This is a genomic window from Devosia sp. (genome assembly GCF_028290625.1).
Lineage (GTDB): Bacteria > Pseudomonadota > Alphaproteobacteria > Rhizobiales > Devosiaceae > Devosia.
Genome location: NZ_JAQGJM010000015.1, coordinates 18674 through 34614 on the forward strand (window position 1 = coordinate 18674; position 15941 = coordinate 34614).

Consider the following 15941-nt stretch of genomic DNA (forward strand, 5'->3'; position numbering starts at 1 on the left):
CATGGCACAGCCCGCCCGCTTCACTTTCGATCTCGACCTCGCCAGCCGCCCCGCCGCGCCTATGCTGGTGCAGCAGCCCATGGTGCCCGAGGACCTGGTTGCCCAATTGATGGCCCAGGCCCGCGAAGAGGCCTATGCTGAAGGCATCGCCGCCGGCGAGCGCAATGCCACCGCCCATTCGGCCCAGACCATGGCGACCGCCGCCACGGCCCTGGCCGCCCGCACCGCCGAAATGGTTGCCTCGCTCGATGACGCCAATGCCGCCAATCTGCGCGGCTCGGTCGAACTGGCCGCCAGCATCGGCCGCAAGCTCGCCGTGCACCTGCTGGCCCGTTATCCGGTGGCCGAACTCGATGCGCTGATCGCCGAATGCATGGCCAGCCTCGAGCACGTCCCCCATCTGGTCATCCGCTGCAACCCCGATATCGCCGACAGTGTGCGCGATATCGCCACCGGCCACATGTCCAGCTCCGGCTTTGCCGGTCGCCTGGTCGTGCTCGGTGACCCCGACATCCGGCTCGGCGATGGCCGTCTCGAATGGGTCGAAGGCGGCCTCGTTCGCGACATCAACGCCATCTCCAAGCAGATCGACAACAAGATTTCAGCCTACCTCGCCGCCCGTAGCGGCCAAAGCCAAGAGGATGAACACCCATGAGTGCTGATGTTCCCGACGACGATATCACCACCGCCGACCCGATGAATTTCGAGGAAATGAACGCGCCTGCCGGTGGCAACAGCGAATTCAGCGGCTACATCGAACGCACTGCCGCCGATCTCGAGGCCGTATTCGACGTGCCGGTGCGCATTTCGGTCGTCCTCGGCCGCACCAAGATGCCGGTGTCCCAACTGCTCAAACTGGATACCGGCACCATCATCGAACTCGACCGGCAAGTGGGGGAAGCCGTCGAGATTTTCATCAATGATCGCCTGGTGGCGCGCGGAGAAATCGTGCTGGTGGAAAACCGGCTCGGCGTCACGATGACCGAGATCATCAAGCCGCAATAGGAGGAGCTGTTATGAGACTATTGATCGTCGGAGCCCTCGAAGGCCAGTTAAGCGAAGCCACCAAGCTGGCCATGCAGGGCGGGGCCAAGGTTGCCCACGCCCCGTCCATCGAAATCGCGCTGGCATCCCTGCGCGCCGGGCGCGGCGCCGATCTGCTGCTGGTCGATGTCATGATGGACATTGCCGGGCTGATCGCGGGCCTCGAAGCCGAGCGCATCTCCATTCCCCTCGTCGCCTGTGGCGTCGAGACCAATGCCGCAGCCGCCGTCAACGCCATCCGTGCCGGCGCCAAGGAATATATCCCGCTGCCGCCCGATGCCGAGCTGATCGCTGCGGTCATCGCCGCCGTCGCCCGCGACGCCACCGATTTCCTGTTCCGCGACCCGGCAATGGAGCGCGTCGTGCGCATGGCCGACCAGATCGCCGGCTCCGATGCCTCGATCCTGATCACCGGCGAAAGCGGCACCGGCAAGGAAGTCATCGCCAAATACGTGCATTCGCGGAGCAAGCGCGCCCATAAGCCGTTCATTTCGATCAACTGCGCCGCCATTCCCGAGGCGCTGCTCGAAAGCGAGCTGTTCGGCCATGAAAAGGGTGCCTTCACGGGCGCCATCGCCCGCCGCATCGGCAAGTTCGAGGAAGCCAATGGCGGCACGCTGCTGCTCGACGAAATCTCCGAAATGGATTTCCGCCTGCAGGCCAAGCTGCTGCGCGCCATCCAGGAACGGCTGATCGACCGCGTCGGCGGGGCCAAGCCGGTGCCGGTGGATATCCGGATTCTGGCCACCTCCAACCGCAATCTCAACGATGCGGTACGCGGTGGCACCTTCCGCGAAGACCTGCTGTTCCGCCTCAACGTCGTCAACCTCAAGCTGCCACCCCTGCGCGACCGCCCGGGCGATATCGCGGCTTTGTCCGAGCACTTCGTCGCCAAATATTCCAAGGCCAACGGCCTGCCGCCGCGCTCGCTGTCCCCGGCGGCCCGCGACGCGCTGCTGCATGCGCCCTGGCCGGGCAATGTGCGCGAGCTGGAGAACACGCTGCACCGCGCCGTGCTGCTGTCCTCTGGCGACGTCATTGGCCCCGACGCCATCCTGATGCCGGACGGCACCGGGCTGGCTGAGGCGGTGCAGGCTCATACGCTGTCGTCCCAGCTCAACCACACCGCTGAAACCATGTCGCAAGCCCTGGTCGGCCGCACCGTGGCCGATGTCGAGCGCGACCTGATCCTCGATACGGTCAGCCACACGCTGGGCAACCGCACGCATGCAGCCACCATCCTGGGCATCTCGATCCGCACACTGCGCAACAAGCTGAACCAGTATTCCGACGAAGGCACTTACGTGCCCGGTCCCGGCGAACAGCGGGTCGCTTAGTTGGCCCCATGCCTGCCCACTCACAATGCCCTCCCTCTCCCCTCGTGGGAGAGGGACAGGCCATTCTGCGTCCAGCAGAATGGCCAGGATGAGGGGGCCGTGTCCGTCTACACCGCTTGCGGAACCAAACCCCTCATCCGCCCTTCGGGCACCTTCTCCCACAAGGGGAGAAGGCAGACAGCGTCGGCTGAAAGACACCCCCATTCATGACCGACATCGTCCCCAGCGGCAAAGTCCCGGGCCCGGCTTATAAGATTCCGAGCTTCGGCTCGGTCTTCAACATTCTGCGGTCCGGCGACATAGCGCTCGCCACTGCCGTGATGGCGATTATCGTCATCCTCATCCTGCCGATGCCGCCCGTCTTGCTCGACGGGCTCTTGGCCATTTCGATCGTCTTTTCCGTGATGATCCTGATGACGGCCCTGTTCATCCAGAAGCCGCTGGAATTCTCGTCCTTCCCCACGGTGCTGCTGATCGCCACCATGCTGCGGCTGGGCTTGAACCTGGCCACCACCCGCCTGATCCTGTCCGAAGGCCACACCGGCACCGGCGCTGCCGGGCACGTCATCGAGGCTTTCGGCAACTTCATCACCCGCGGCAATTTCGTCATCGGCGTCGTGGTGTTCGCGATCCTGGTGATCGTCAACTTCATCGTCATCACCAAGGGTTCCGGCCGTATCGCCGAAGTCGCGGCGCGCTTCAACCTCGACGCCATGCCCGGCAAGCAGATGGCCATCGACGCCGACCTGAGCGCCGGCCTGATCGACGAAACCACCGCCAAGGCCCGCCGCGCCGAACTCGAAGGCGAAAGCGCCTTCTTCGGTAACATGGACGGCGCCAGCAAGTTCGTGCGCGGCGACGCCATCGCCGGCCTGATCATCACCTTCATCAACGTCATCGCCGGCATGATTATCGGCGTGATGCAGGAGGGCCTGAGCTTTTCGGAAGCCGGCAACGTCTATACCCTTCTCACAATCGGTGACGGTCTCGTCTCCCAGATTCCGGCGCTGATCGTCTCCACGGCCGCCGGTATCCTGGTGTCCAAGTCCGGTGTTACCGGCTCGGCCGACAAGGCGCTGACCGCCCAGTTCACCGGCTATCCCAAGGCGCTGGGCATGTCCTCGGCCGTCATGGTGCTGCTGGCCTTCCTGCCCGGCATGCCGTTCATTCCCTTTATCGGCATTGCAGGCGGCGTCGGCTATCTCGCCTGGCGCTCCATGGCCGGCAAGGACAAGAAGCTGGCCGATGCGGCGCTCGAAGCCCTGGCCTCCAATCCGGCCGCTGCCAGCTCCGGCCCCAGCGACCAGCCGATCACTGACAGCCTCAAGATCGACGAGCTCAAGCTCGAACTCGGCTATGGCCTGCTCGGCCTAGTCAAGGAAGACGAGAACGGCTCCGATCGCCTCACCGAGCAGATCAAGGCGCTGCGCCGCCAGCTTGCGGGCGAGCTCGGCTTCGTCATGCCGCCGGTGCGTATCCTCGACAACATGCAGCTCGAGCCCAACGACTATAAGGTCCGCATCAAGGAGGTCGAAGCCGGCCACGGCCAGATCTGGGCCAACCAGTTGATGGTGATGGACCCCATGGGCCGAGAGATCAACCTGCCGGGCCACCACACCACCGAGCCCACGTTCGGGCTGCCCGCAACCTGGATCGAGCCGGCTCTGCGCGACGAGGCCGAATTGCGCGGCCTCTCGATCATCGATCCGTCAACGGTGATCTCGACCCATCTGACCGAAGTGCTCAAGGCCAACGTTGCCGACCTGCTCAGCTACGCCAATGTGCAGTCCCTGCTCTCGGGCCTGCCCAAGGAACAGCAGAAGCTGGTCGAGGATATCGTCCCCGGCATGATTTCGGTTTCGGGCATCCAGCGCATCCTGCAGACGCTGCTCAGCGAGCGCATCTCGATCCGCGACCTGTCGACCATCCTCGAAGGCGTGGCCGAAGTCGCCGGCCCCGGCCGCTCGACCCAGATGATCGCCGAACACGTCCGCTCGCGCCTGGCCCGCCAGCTCTGCGCCGCCAATCTGGGCCCCGACGGCAACCTGCCGCTGCTGACCCTGTCGCCGCAATGGGAGCGCGATTTCGCCGAGGCCATGGTGGGCGACGGCGACAACCGACACCTCGCCATGGCGCCCTCGCGCCTGCAACAGTTCATCGTCGGCGTGCAGCAGGGCTATGAACGCGCCGCCCAGCTGGGCGAACTGCCGGTGCTGATCACCTCCCCCTCGATCCGCCCGCATGTCCGCGCCATTGTCGAGCGGTTCCGGCCGCAGACCGTGGTGATGAGCCAGAACGAAGTGCATCCGCGTATCCGACTGAAGACCATCGGCAGCGTCTGAGATGAGCGGCAAGACCTTCCCGGTCCCCGACCTCGTTCGCCGCCGCGCCGTCTCCGAAGGCAGCGAGGGCCTCGCCTGGCTGGCGTCGCTCGACAGCACTCTCGCCAGCCTCGAACACGACTGGAACCTGACCATCGGCCCGGCCCTCGAGGGCGGCAGCGCCGCCTTCGTCGCCGAGGCAAGGACGTCGCGCGGCGAGAGCGTCGTGGTCAAGGTCAGCACCCCCGCCACCGATGCCACGCGGCATGAGGTCGATGTACTGCGGGCGGCGGCGGGCAAAGGTTATGTCACGATGCTGCGCCACCATGCGCCGCGCCGCGCCATGCTGCTGGAACATCTGGGCGACCGGCTCGAGACGAGCGAACTGCCCTACGAACACCAGATGAACATTGTCTGCGCGACCCTGCTCGAAGCCTGGATGCTCGTCCCGGCCGGCATGACGTTTCCCACCGGCGCAGACAAGGCCAACGCGCTGGGCAGTGACATCGTCAGAATGTGGACCGAAACCGGCCAGCCGTGCTCCTCGACCGTCATCGACAAGGCTCTGCTCTATTGCCGCGACCGCGCCGCAAGCTATCGCCGCGAGCATGCAATCCTGGCCCATGGCGACCCGCATCCGGCCAATATCCTGGCTGTCCCCGGCACCGATCGCTTCAAGTTCATCGACCCCGATGGGATCGCGATCGAGCCGGCCTATGACCTCGGCGTGCTGCTGCGCGCCTGGGACGAGGGCCTGGGCGGCCGCCACGCCCACGACATCGCTCGCAGCCACGCCCGTCACCTCGCCACCCGCACCCAGGTTTCGGCCGAGGCGATCTGGCAATGGGGCTTTATCGAGCGCGTTTCGACGGGGCTCCTGCTGTTGCAACTGGGCGAACGCGCCAAGGGCCAGCAATTCCTCAGCATCGCCGAGACGCTGCTCGGTTAGATATTGACAGCATACTGTCAATATGGAATATACGCATATCGGATCGACACATGGATGCCTGGACCAAATTTGCCGAGAGCATATTCGCCATCAACGGCCTGCTGATGCAGGCCGGAGAGAGCATCTCGCGGCCGATAGGGCAGAGCAGTGCCAGATGGCAGATCCTGGGCGGGCTGGGCTATGGCCCAAAAAGTGTAGCGCAACTGGCTCGTGATATGGGCCATGCCCGCCAAAGCGTGCAGCGCCTGGCCAATGTCTTGCTGAAGGAAGGACTGCTCACCTATCGCGACAAGCCCGACGACCGCCGCACCGTCCTGCTGGAGCTGAGCCCGGCTGGCCAGGCGGTGTTGTCGGCGATCTACCAGCGCCAGTTGCAATGGTCGGAGCGGGTCACCAGCCAGCTCGATCCCGACCAACTGGCCGCCCTTGCCACGACGCTGCAGGACATCGCTCGCATCGTTGCCGAACAAACCGACGAGTTACCGACGGAGGCCCCCAAACCGGCCCCGTAGCAGAAAGCACAGGACCCATGGGACGCTATATCGTTTTGTATTCCGCGCCGATTTCAGTCAAACAGCGTTTCGCCCAGGCCACGCCCGAAGAGGCCATGGCCGGCATGCACATGTGGATCGATTGGGCCAAAAAGCTGGGTAAGAGCCTGCTCGATCCCGGCCGCCCGTTTGGCCGCGCCGTGAAGGTGACAGCCGCCGGCACCACGTCCAGCGACAGCCCCATCGTGGGCATGTCGATCCTCGAGGCGCCCAGCATGGACGAGGCCCTGACGATGGTCAAAGACCACCACCACTTGCGCTGGGCGCCGGACTGCGAAATCACCCTGCTCGAAGAAATGCCAATTCCTGAATTGCAGGGATAGGCTTCTTACTGGTTGTAGGTCGACCCGAATGGCGTCGGCGAGAAATTGTCGGGACGATCGCGGTGCTCTTCACTCGACATTTCGATGCCGTTGGCGGAGCCCATTTCCCCACCCTCGGCGGCGACTTCACGCTCAGCCTGCAGCCAGAAGTCGAGATCCTGCCCCTCGGGCGAGCCGGCCTGATGCCAGAGCCACTGGGCACGTTCGCGGATCGTATTCTCGTGAAAGTCGGACACGCCAGTTCTCCTTGAACCCGGCCGTCCGCGCATCATGCGCGGCGGCCCATATCCAAAGCTGCCATAGGCATGCAGCACTGATGTGACGCCGTTCAGGCCCGCGCCGGAATATTCAGCCCGCGTTCCACCGCCGGCCGCGCCATCATGCGCTCGACCCAGGCGGGCACTGCCGTCAGCTCGTTGTATTTGGTGATCTCGCCGGCCCCGTAGAAGCCGTTGAGATTGCGCACCCAGCCGATCAGCGCGATATCGGCGATGGTGTATTCGTCGCCCATGATGAACTGCCGCCCGGTCAGCCGACTCTCCAGCACCTTGAGCAAGCGCTCGCTTTCGGCGCGATAGCGCTCGAACGGGCGCTTGTCTTCGAAATCCTTGCCGGCGAACTTGTGGAAGAAACCGAGCTGACCGAACATTGGCCCGATGGCTGCCATCTGGAACATCACCCACTGGATGACCTCGTAGCGCCTTGCTGGATCGGTGGGCAGCAGCTTGCCGGTTTTCTCGGCCAGATAGAGCAGGATGGCGCCTGACTCGAACAGGCCCAGCGGCTTGCCACCCGGCCCGTTCGGATCGATGATCGCCGGGATCTTGCCGTTCGGATTGAGCGACAGATATTCGGGGCCCCAGGTCTCGTTCTGCCCGATGTTGATCGAATGGGCTTCATAAGGCAGCCCGATTTCCTCCAGCATGATGGAGACCTTGACCCCATTGGGCGTCGGCGTCGAATAGAGCTGCAAGATGTCAGCGTTTTGCGCCGGCCAGCGCTTAGTGATCGGGAAAGCAGACAGATCGGTCATGGGAGTCTCCAGTTTGGCGCGGAGACTAGGGGAGGCACCGTGGGCCGGCAAGGCGGCACACCGTGGTGCCCGTACACGGCCCGATCACCGCGTCACGCCGCTTGGAACCAGCCCGGCGCCCAGCCATTATCGCAGCACAGACCGGGGCAACTCATGAAACTCTTCGCCTGCGACCATTGCGGCAACACCGTCTACTTTGAGAACACGCTGTGCGAACGCTGCGGGCATCAGCTCGGCTATGTGCCCGAGAGCAATGCGCTGGTGTCGCTGGTCGAGGACGGCGGACTGTGGTCCAGCCCGGCCATCCATGACGAGTCGTTCGTGTTCTGCGCCAACGCGCAGTTCGGTGCCTGCAACTGGTTGATCCCCGCCATTCCAGGCGGCGAAATCTACTGCGCCGCCTGTCGCCACAACGAGACCATTCCGGCCGTCGACGCCCCGCTCAACCTGAGCCGCTGGCAGGTGATCGAGCGCGCCAAGAAACGCCTGTTCTATTCGCTGTTGCGCCTCAAGCTGCCATTGCAGACGCGCGCCGAAGACCCCGTGCATGGGCTCGGTTTTCGCTTTCTCGCCGACCTGCCGATCACTGCGCGGCCGGTGATGACCGGGCATGAGGGCGGGGTCATCACCATCGCCCTAGCCGAAGCCGACGACGCCACCCGCGAGGCGCGGCGCACCGCCATGGGCGAACCCTATCGTACCCTGCTCGGCCACTTTCGCCATGAGATCGGCCATCACTATTGGGACCTGCTGGTCGCCGATGGTCCCGATCTCGCGCGCTGCCGCGCCCTGTTCGGCGACGAGCGACAGGACTACGGCATCGCGCTGCAGAATTACTATGCCAACAGCGCCCCCATCGGCTGGCCGCAGACCCATATCAGCGCCTATGCCACCGCCCATCCGTGGGAAGATTTCGCCGAAACCTGGGCGCACTATCTGCACATCACCGATACGGTGGAAATGGCCAGCGATTTTGGCGTGCGGGCCACGCCCCGCGTCGATGACGATGGCAGCCATGCCGTCCGGCTTGATTTCGATCCGTTCGGCGCAGCGAGCATTGAGAGTATCGTCGACCACTGGGTGCCCCTGGCGTCCCTGCTCAACAATCTCAACCGCACCATGGGCCTGCCCGACGCTTACCCGTTTATCCTGACGCCCGTGGTGATCGCAAAGCTCGGCTTCGTGCATGACCTGGTGCATGCAAAGCGGTAGCGATACATTGCGACCCTGAGGATTATGGCGAGGCGCATCATGCAGTCTCGAACGGCAAGCTGCACCTGCGGCCAGTTGTCTATCGAGGTCGAGGGCGAACCGGGCGGGGTCGGCGTCTGCCACTGCCTCGCCTGCCAGCGCCGTACCGGCAGCGTCTTTGCCGCCCTGGCGGGTTTTGCCGTGCCCTACAAGGTGTTCGGCACCGCCACCGAATATGTTCGCACCGGCGATCAGGGCGCCAAGTTCAGATTTAGCTTCTGTCCGGTCTGCGGCAGCACGGTGTTTCACACCGAAGAAGGCTACGAAGATAGGTTCGTAGCCGTCGCGGTCGGCGCTTTTGCCGATCCGAGCTTTCCGCCGCCCCAGGATTCAGTCTACGACTGTCGTCGCCATCCCTGGGTTCAACTTCCGCCCGGCGTAATCGTCTACGACAAAGACCCCACCTGACCGCCGAGTGCCCAATGACCTCCGACGTTACGATTCTCCGCGTGCCCGCTTTCTCCAGCCTCTGCAATGCCGCCTTCAACGTGCGGCGCGAGGTCTTCGTCTGGGAGCAGAACGTGCCCGAGGAACTCGAACACGACGAATATGACGCGACCGCCACCCACTTCGTCGCCATCACTGAGGGCGAGGTTGTCGGCACCCTGCGCATCGTCGATCTGCCTGAGCATGCCAAGATCGGCCGCGTCGCCGTGCGTCAGCATTTTCGCGGGCGCGGCGTCGCCAAGGCGATGATGCAGGCCGCGATGGCCTTCGCCCGCGACAATGGCCAGGAGCGGCTCTATCTGACCGCCCAGACCGACAAGCTGGGCATGTATGAAAAGCTCGGCTTTGTCGCCTTTGGCGAGATCTTCGACGACGCCGGCATGCCGCACCGCGCCATGCGGACCTATGACATCTGAGCTATTTTGTTAACCAGTTAGCAACCGCTTAACGCTGAACGGCGGCAGCGCGTGTGCTGTCGTCACCGCTCCGCTATTGTCGGCGATGTCAGGAGTTCTGCGCGCGCATCGCTGCCAGCTTCGAGAACACCAACGATAAAACCGCCTGGGAGGCGGAAAGGGCCGGCCTCGATTTACGAGGGCCGGCCTTTTCAATTCCTGTCGCTTTCGGACAGGACGTCGCAACGCGGAACGATTGCCGCGGATGTCACGTTGTCGAAGCATCATGGGCGGCACGGCGCTCCACCGGAAAGTTTTGCGCCGCACCGCCCGTTCATCATGACAATGAACCTACGGAGCTTACTATGATCCGCACCCTTCTGACCACTACCGCCATCTCAGTGCTGCTGACTGCCGGCGTCCTAGCCCAGGACGCTGCCCCGGCACCGGCGGCCCCTGCGCCGATGGATGCACCTGCGGCACCTGCCCCGGCGGCTCCCGCGGCCACGCCTGAGGCTCCGGCTCCCGTCGAATCCGGCGCCATGGAAACCACCGACACCGACGAGCCCTGGGATATCGGGACCGGCTATACGGCTGTCGATAGCGACAACTTGGCCTCCGAACTGATCGACCAGCCGGTCTATTCCTCGGCCGGCGATGATGCCGAAAACATCGGCAATGTCACCGACCTAGTGTTCAGCGAAGACGGCCAGATCACCGCTGTGGTGATCGGCGTTGGCGGCTTCCTCGGCATCGGCGAAAAGTCGGTCGCCGTCGACTTCAAGTCGCTCGAATTCACCGTGGCCGCTGACAATACCGAGCGCTGGGTTGTCCCCACCACCAAGGATGCCCTGACTGCCGCGCCCGACTTCGTCTGGCAGAAGGATGAGCCGGCCGACGCCAATACCGCTCCTGCCGACACGACAGCGCCAGCCGATACCACGACGCCTGCCGTGCCGGCTCAGTAGAACCGGACCACTCCACGACGAGGCCGGCCCTTCGGGGCCGGCCTTTCGCTCATAAGGAAACCATCGATGCGTCACGCCCTCTTCGCCGTTCCTGCCTTCGCCCTGCTACTCGCCGGCCCCGGCCTCGCGCAAGACGCGGCGCCCGCTGCGCCGAGCCAATTGGAACAAAGCGGGCTGACGCCGCCGACCGTCCTCTCCGAAGGCTATTCGACCCGCGGCGAGGACACGCTGGTGACCCGTCTGCTCGGCCAGAAGGTCTATTCCAGCGTTGCCGACGACGCCAAGGAGATCGGCACCATCAGCGACATGGTGGTGACCTCGGGCCAGGGCATTTCCGCCGTCGTCATCGGCGTCGGGGGCTTTTTGGGCGTCGGCTCCAAGGACGTCGCCGTCGATTTCGCCCAGCTCGAATGGGCCGAGCGCGAAGACGGCAGCCGCCGCTGGGTGCTCGAAACCACCGTCGAGGCCCTGACCGCTGCCCCCGCCTTCATCTGGAGCGACAGCGAGGAGGCCAAGGGCCCGGCCATGACGCCCGAGCAGGAACAGGAGCAGATGGCCCCGGGCGATCCCAATGCGGCGCCTGCCGATCCGGACGAGACTACCGACCAGCCCGACCGCCCGTTCATCAGCACTCCGGTGGACCGCACCGGCCTGACCGATTTCGACGGCAGCACCCTGACCGCCGACGAACTGCGCGGCACCGGCGTCTATGGCATCGATGACGAGCCCATCGGCAGCATCAGCGATGTGGTGCTGACCCCCGACGGCGCTATCGATGCGCTCGTGGTCGATGTCGGAGGCTTCCTGGGGCTTGGCGCCAAGCCGGTTGCGGTGGGCTTCGACAAACTCAACTTCTCCGCTGACACCAGCGGCACGCGCTATCTCTTCATCAACGCCACCCGCGGCCAGCTCGAAGAGCAGGTGCCCTACGATCCGGCCACCTATGCGGCAGATCGGGATAACCAGCGCATGGTGATTATGCCTTAAGGCGGCTCATGCTCATTTGGGTTCAATGCGGCCACCCACTCGGTGTCATACCGGCGCAGGCGATGTTGGATGGCCCGGTGTGCACCGCGCTCTCACACCCACCTCCCTTCCCGCGGGCTTGACCCACGGGTCACTCTCAACACGGCACAAGCGGCGAGAGGCCCGCGGGTCAAGCCCGCGGGAAGGACCGTGGTTGTGGTTGTTTTCGGTGCAAAACACAGGGTGTGGTTCGCGGGGCACGTCAGTGTGGTTCGCGCAACGCCCCCAAACGAAAAAGGCCCGCTCATGCGGGCCTTAAAACGTCGATCGAAAACCGCTTACTGGTTGCGGAACCTGAGCCGGCCGATTTCGTCGTACTCGGCCTGTTCGACCTTGAGCTGCTCGACAGCTTCGCGCTGATGCTCGCGCTGGTCCAGCAATTCGACCTTCTTGAGGTCTTCGATGGCTTCGGCCAGCGCGTCCTGCGCGGTTTCCAGCTTCTCGCGCATGTCGTTGGCCGAGGCGATCAGGTTGTCGCGCCGCGCCAGCGCCGCCTTGGCGAAGGTCGAATAGGCAAAATGGGCGACATCGGAAATGCCGGTCTTGGTCTGCTCGATTTCGATCTGCTGGTCCAGCTCGCCCGCCATGCGGACGAAGTCGTTGACCATCATTTCGATCTGGGCGACCTGACGCCGCTTTTCGTCCACCTGGAACTTTTTGAGCCTGATGAGGCTCTCGCTGCGCGATTTCACGACCCGTACTCCTTACACACCAAGTCAGTTCCGGGGCACGAACACCGCCCCATCAAACCGTCGCACCTGCCGCCTCGACAATGGCCTCGAGCTGCTTATAGCCCTCCGCCAGGGTCGTGGTCTCTTCCCGCTCCTGGCTCAAAAAAGCCTCCAGCGCGGGATACACGGCAATCGCACGGTCCACTTTAGGATCTGACCCTTTCCGGTATGCCCCCAGCCGGATCAGCTCCTCCATGTCGGAATAAATCGACATGAGCTCACGCGCTTTGGCCAGGACCGGTCGAAAATTGACCGGAACGCACCCTGGCATGGTGCGCGATATGGACCTTAGCACATTGACGGCAGGGTATCGTCCCCGCTCGGCAATTCCGCGCTCCATCACGATATGCCCATCGAGAATACCGCGAACGGCATCGGCAATGGGCTCATTGTGATCATCACCTTCGACCAAAACGGTAAATAGTCCGGTAACAGAGCCCGAATTTACCGTCCCAGGACCCGCTCGTTCCAATAAACGTGGCAATTCTGTGAACACGGTCGGTGGATAACCCTTCGCGGTGGGGGGTTCGCCGATCGCCAGGCCGATTTCGCGCTGCGCCATGGCAAAGCGCGTCAGGCTGTCCATCATGCACAAGACGCGCTTGCCCTGATCGCGGAAGAACTCGGAAAGCGCCAGCGTCATATAGGCCGCCTGCCGCCGCATCAGCGCCGCCTCGTCCGAGGTGGCCACCACGATGACGGCATGCTGGATGCCCACTTCGCCGAGATATTCCTGCACGAACTCCTGCACTTCGCGGCCGCGCTCGCCGATCAACCCAATCACCGCCACGTCTACATTGGTATTGCGCGCCAGCATGGACATGAGCACGGACTTGCCGACGCCCGAGCCGGCAAAGATACCCAACCGCTGCCCTTCGCAGACGGTGGTAAAGGTATTGAGGCACCGCACGCCCAGGTCGAGCGGATCACCCACCCGCACCCGGTCATGCGCCAGCAGAGGATTTTGTCGCAACGGATAAGGCGTCGCGCCACGCGGCAATGGACCCTTGCCGTCGATCGGCTCGCCATTGGCATTGATGACACGGCCCAACCAGCTTTCGGACGGATAGGCCGCCCCGTCATTGCGTTGGAATACTGCCTTGCAGCCCAGCCGCACGCCAGAGAGCTGCCCGAAGGGCAGACAGAGCGCATGCCCATCCTTGAAACCGATGATCTCGGAGGCGAGTTCTGCCCCATTGGTGGTCTCGATTGCCACCCGTCCACCCACCCGCAATTCGCGCACCGGCCCGACGATCTCGATCAGGAGGCCCTGGACGGATTTAACCCGACCAAAAACCTCCACGTCGTCGATCGCGTCGATCGCCGAAGTCAGCGCCTTCATGGTGAACCCCACAGTTCCGATTCTGCCTGCGAACCGAATCGGATAGTAACCGATCGTTAAGCAAAAAGCGTTAATGAGACATTTGGAGCTGTCCGTGACGCCCTTGGCACCACCACCCGCTTCCACCCCTCCCCACCTGCAATACCATGAGTCCAGAGAGTCGCTTAAGGGCCCTACTTAAACCATTTTCTTAAGAAAAATGAAGAGAATTAACCCTTAATTTTCAACGACTTAAACTTAATTCATCTTACCTACGTTTGCGTATTGCTCAACCGAATTAAACTTTGTTAACTATTAGGGCTTAGGGTTCAGTCATATCCAGTAGGGTTTGGAGTGAGGCGGGCGTCAGGCCACCAGCCGCACTGTTCCAGCAGGAACGAATGACAAGGGGAATATAATGCGGGTACTCCTTATTGAGGACGACAGCGCGACGGCGCAAAGCATCGAGCTGATGCTGAAATCGGAAAGCTTCAACGTCTACACCACCGATCTGGGGGAAGAAGGCGTCGATCTCGGCAAGCTCTACGATTACGACATTATCCTTCTCGACCTGAATTTGCCTGACATGAGCGGCTACGAGGTGCTCCGCACCCTGCGTGTCGCCAAGGTGCAGACGCCCATCCTGATCCTGTCAGGCCTGGCGGGCATCGAGGACAAGGTCCGCGGTCTCGGCTTCGGCGCCGACGACTACATGACCAAGCCCTTCCATAAAGACGAACTCGTGGCCCGCATCCACGCCATCGTCCGCCGTTCCAAAGGCCACGCCCAGTCGGTCATCTCGACCGGCGAGTTGACCGTCAACCTCGACACCAAGACCGTCGAAGTGATGACCCAGCGCGTGCACCTGACCGGCAAGGAATACCAGATGCTCGAGCTGCTCTCGCTGCGCAAGGGCACGACGCTCACCAAGGAAATGTTCCTCAACCACCTTTACGGCGGGATGGACGAGCCCGAGCTCAAGATTATCGACGTTTTCATCTGCAAGCTCCGCAAGAAGCTGAGCCTGGCCTGCAGCGGCGACAATTATATCGAGACCGTCTGGGGCCGCGGCTACGTGCTGCGCGATCCCGAGGACATGGAAGAAGCCAAGGTCGCCTGAGGCCGATCTTCAAGAAAAGAGGCGCCGCAGCAATGCGGCGCCTTTTTCATGCCCGCGTTCGGCACGGGGAACTGAGCACCAGCTTCTGCTTTGAGCCGCCGCCGGCCCCGAACGCTGGCGTGCGACGATGAGCCTGCTAGTTGCGCTTGTAGTGCGAATGGTTGCCGATCGCCTGGAGCACCTTGAGCGGATCGATCGGCGCGGCGAACTCGCCGCCGAGCTTGCCGCCTCTTGCCCAGACGACGAGCGCATTCACTCGGCTGATCCCGGGCAAGGTCAGCCAGACCCGCGATCCCGGCGTGATCTCGGCGTCGGTCTTGGCCATGAAGCCAAGGCTCGAGATGTTGATCAGCTGCGCATCGACGCCGTTGCTGCCAAGCGCGCGCAGGCCGACCTCGGCCGTCGCATCGACTCGCGCGTCGCGACGCGCATCGCGCCCGGCGCTGCGGTCCGGAACGATCCTGGCAGTGATCATCATAGCTTATTCCTTGTCGGCCGCGCGGCCGTCCTCGTGCTGGGCTGCGTAACCGGGGCGGTGGAGATCGCCATCAGCCAAGGATGATCTCATGGCCGAAATTGAGCCCAACCTTGCCGTCGCGGACCCAGCGCACGAAGCCGTGGATCGGCGAGCACTCCTCAAAGCGGATGACGATCGTCTCGCCGATCCGCGGCATGATCTCGCATTCGATCATCGTGCCGCGCGACGAGATGTTGATCACCGGAACGATATATTCCTGGTTGCGGAACATGATCGCGGCACGCTCGACGATCCCGTCGTGGCGATCCTCGCTGCGCTGATCGATCAGCCGCCGCTGCAGCCGCGGAACGAGGTCTCCTGCCAGCCGCAGCGCGCTTCGTTGCAATCCCATCATCGCCTCACCCAATTGCCTGGAGCGACAATGCACGAGAAGGTTTACCGAATTCCTAGCATTGCGCCTCGCCTTCGCCGCGGCCCCCGCGGCCGTTTCTGGTCTTGTACTGGCGAGGGTGCGGGCTGACGATCGCTCTAATCTGCATCAGACGACGGACTTCTTTTGGGAACTCGATGGCGCCGCCAGTGTTCGTTACTCGCCCGTTAGGAGCTCAATCAGCATTTATGAAACCAGCGCAAAACACAGCCCAGG

Annotated in this window: 19 protein-coding genes; 13 read left to right on the plus strand and 6 right to left on the minus strand. The window is 63.3% G+C overall.

The genetic code is table 11. The features are described from left to right. Nucleotide 1 precedes the first annotated feature (1 nt). The 7 genes from JWR51_RS08470 (at nucleotide 2) to JWR51_RS08500 (ending at nucleotide 6525) form a co-directional block, all read left to right on the plus strand. Nucleotides 2–655, plus strand: coding sequence for a hypothetical protein (locus tag JWR51_RS08470; RefSeq protein ID WP_299746263.1), 654 nt, complete (start codon nucleotides 2–4; stop codon nucleotides 653–655). Between the two features lie 56 nt (nucleotides 656–711). Then, entirely contained in the window at nucleotides 712–1005 is a 294-nt protein-coding gene (fliN, locus tag JWR51_RS08475) for a flagellar motor switch protein FliN (protein WP_299746306.1), read from the plus strand. An 11-nt stretch (nucleotides 1006–1016) separates the two neighbouring features. Further along, on the plus strand, nucleotides 1017–2381 hold the full coding sequence (locus JWR51_RS08480; protein ID WP_299746266.1) for a sigma-54 dependent transcriptional regulator: 1365 nt from the start codon (nucleotides 1017–1019) through the stop codon (nucleotides 2379–2381). A gap of 206 nt (nucleotides 2382–2587) precedes the next feature. Next, nucleotides 2588–4723, plus strand: coding sequence for a flagellar biosynthesis protein FlhA (flhA, locus tag JWR51_RS08485; RefSeq protein WP_299746268.1), 2136 nt, complete (start codon nucleotides 2588–2590; stop codon nucleotides 4721–4723). A gap of 1 nt (nucleotide 4724) precedes the next feature. Next, nucleotides 4725–5651: an aminoglycoside phosphotransferase family protein gene (locus JWR51_RS08490; RefSeq protein ID WP_299746271.1), complete on the plus strand. Its 927-nt coding sequence runs from the start codon at nucleotides 4725–4727 to the stop codon at nucleotides 5649–5651. A gap of 50 nt (nucleotides 5652–5701) precedes the next feature. Further along, nucleotides 5702–6163 carry a MarR family transcriptional regulator gene (locus tag JWR51_RS08495; protein WP_299746274.1) on the plus strand — a complete coding sequence of 154 codons (462 nt, stop codon included), beginning with the start codon at nucleotides 5702–5704 and terminating at the stop codon, nucleotides 6161–6163. A gap of 17 nt (nucleotides 6164–6180) precedes the next feature. Beyond that, nucleotides 6181–6525 (plus strand): hypothetical protein, encoded by a 345-nt coding sequence (locus JWR51_RS08500; RefSeq protein WP_299746277.1) that lies wholly within the window; start codon nucleotides 6181–6183, stop codon nucleotides 6523–6525. A gap of 5 nt (nucleotides 6526–6530) precedes the next feature. On the opposite strand, the gene JWR51_RS08505 is transcribed toward JWR51_RS08500, so the two are convergent. Together JWR51_RS08505 and JWR51_RS08510 are read right to left on the minus strand one after the other, a co-directional pair. Further along, nucleotides 6531–6761 carry a DUF2934 domain-containing protein gene (locus tag JWR51_RS08505; protein WP_299746280.1) on the minus strand — a complete coding sequence of 77 codons (231 nt, stop codon included), beginning with the start codon at nucleotides 6759–6761 and terminating at the stop codon, nucleotides 6531–6533. A gap of 92 nt (nucleotides 6762–6853) precedes the next feature. Continuing rightward, nucleotides 6854–7558 (minus strand): glutathione S-transferase N-terminal domain-containing protein, encoded by a 705-nt coding sequence (locus JWR51_RS08510; protein ID WP_299746283.1) that lies wholly within the window; start codon nucleotides 7556–7558, stop codon nucleotides 6854–6856. 153 nt (nucleotides 7559–7711) lie between these two features. On the opposite strand from JWR51_RS08510, the gene JWR51_RS08515 reads away from it, so the two are divergent. The 5 genes from JWR51_RS08515 to JWR51_RS08535 all read left to right on the plus strand — a co-directional run bounded on the left by JWR51_RS08515 (nucleotide 7712) and on the right by JWR51_RS08535 (nucleotide 11606). Next, complete coding sequence (locus tag JWR51_RS08515; RefSeq protein ID WP_299746286.1) at nucleotides 7712–8770, plus strand: putative zinc-binding peptidase; 1059 nt, start codon at nucleotides 7712–7714, stop codon at nucleotides 8768–8770. Between the two features lie 39 nt (nucleotides 8771–8809). Beyond that, entirely contained in the window at nucleotides 8810–9217 is a 408-nt protein-coding gene (locus tag JWR51_RS08520) for a GFA family protein (RefSeq protein WP_299746289.1), read from the plus strand. 14 nt (nucleotides 9218–9231) lie between these two features. Further along, a complete protein-coding gene (locus tag JWR51_RS08525) occupies nucleotides 9232–9672 on the plus strand; it encodes a GNAT family N-acetyltransferase (protein WP_299746292.1) in 441 nt (146 codons plus the stop codon). Between the two features lie 344 nt (nucleotides 9673–10016). Further along, nucleotides 10017–10619, plus strand: coding sequence for a PRC-barrel domain-containing protein (locus JWR51_RS08530; RefSeq protein WP_299746295.1), 603 nt, complete (start codon nucleotides 10017–10019; stop codon nucleotides 10617–10619). 66 nt (nucleotides 10620–10685) lie between these two features. After that, complete coding sequence (locus JWR51_RS08535; RefSeq protein WP_299746297.1) at nucleotides 10686–11606, plus strand: PRC-barrel domain-containing protein; 921 nt, start codon at nucleotides 10686–10688, stop codon at nucleotides 11604–11606. A gap of 317 nt (nucleotides 11607–11923) precedes the next feature. Here the strand turns inward: JWR51_RS08535 and fliJ are convergent, their stop codons facing one another. After that, a complete protein-coding gene (fliJ, locus tag JWR51_RS08540; protein WP_299725010.1) occupies nucleotides 11924–12337 on the minus strand; it encodes a flagellar export protein FliJ in 414 nt (137 codons plus the stop codon). A gap of 52 nt (nucleotides 12338–12389) precedes the next feature. Further along, nucleotides 12390–13718, minus strand: a complete 1329-nt coding sequence (gene fliI, locus JWR51_RS08545) for a flagellar protein export ATPase FliI (RefSeq protein WP_299746308.1) — start codon at nucleotides 13716–13718, stop codon at nucleotides 12390–12392. 397 nt (nucleotides 13719–14115) lie between these two features. Between fliI and ctrA the strand changes: the two genes are divergently transcribed. Further along, nucleotides 14116–14817, plus strand: coding sequence for a response regulator transcription factor CtrA (gene ctrA / locus JWR51_RS08550; protein ID WP_299746299.1), 702 nt, complete (start codon nucleotides 14116–14118; stop codon nucleotides 14815–14817). 136 nt (nucleotides 14818–14953) lie between these two features. Here the strand turns inward: ctrA and JWR51_RS08555 are convergent, their stop codons facing one another. Both JWR51_RS08555 and JWR51_RS08560 read right to left on the minus strand, forming a co-directional pair. Beyond that, nucleotides 14954–15295: a PilZ domain-containing protein gene (locus JWR51_RS08555; protein WP_299746300.1), complete on the minus strand. Its 342-nt coding sequence runs from the start codon at nucleotides 15293–15295 to the stop codon at nucleotides 14954–14956. A gap of 70 nt (nucleotides 15296–15365) precedes the next feature. Further along, complete coding sequence (locus tag JWR51_RS08560; RefSeq protein ID WP_299746303.1) at nucleotides 15366–15686, minus strand: PilZ domain-containing protein; 321 nt, start codon at nucleotides 15684–15686, stop codon at nucleotides 15366–15368. Nucleotides 15687–15941: the final 255 nt, after the last annotated feature.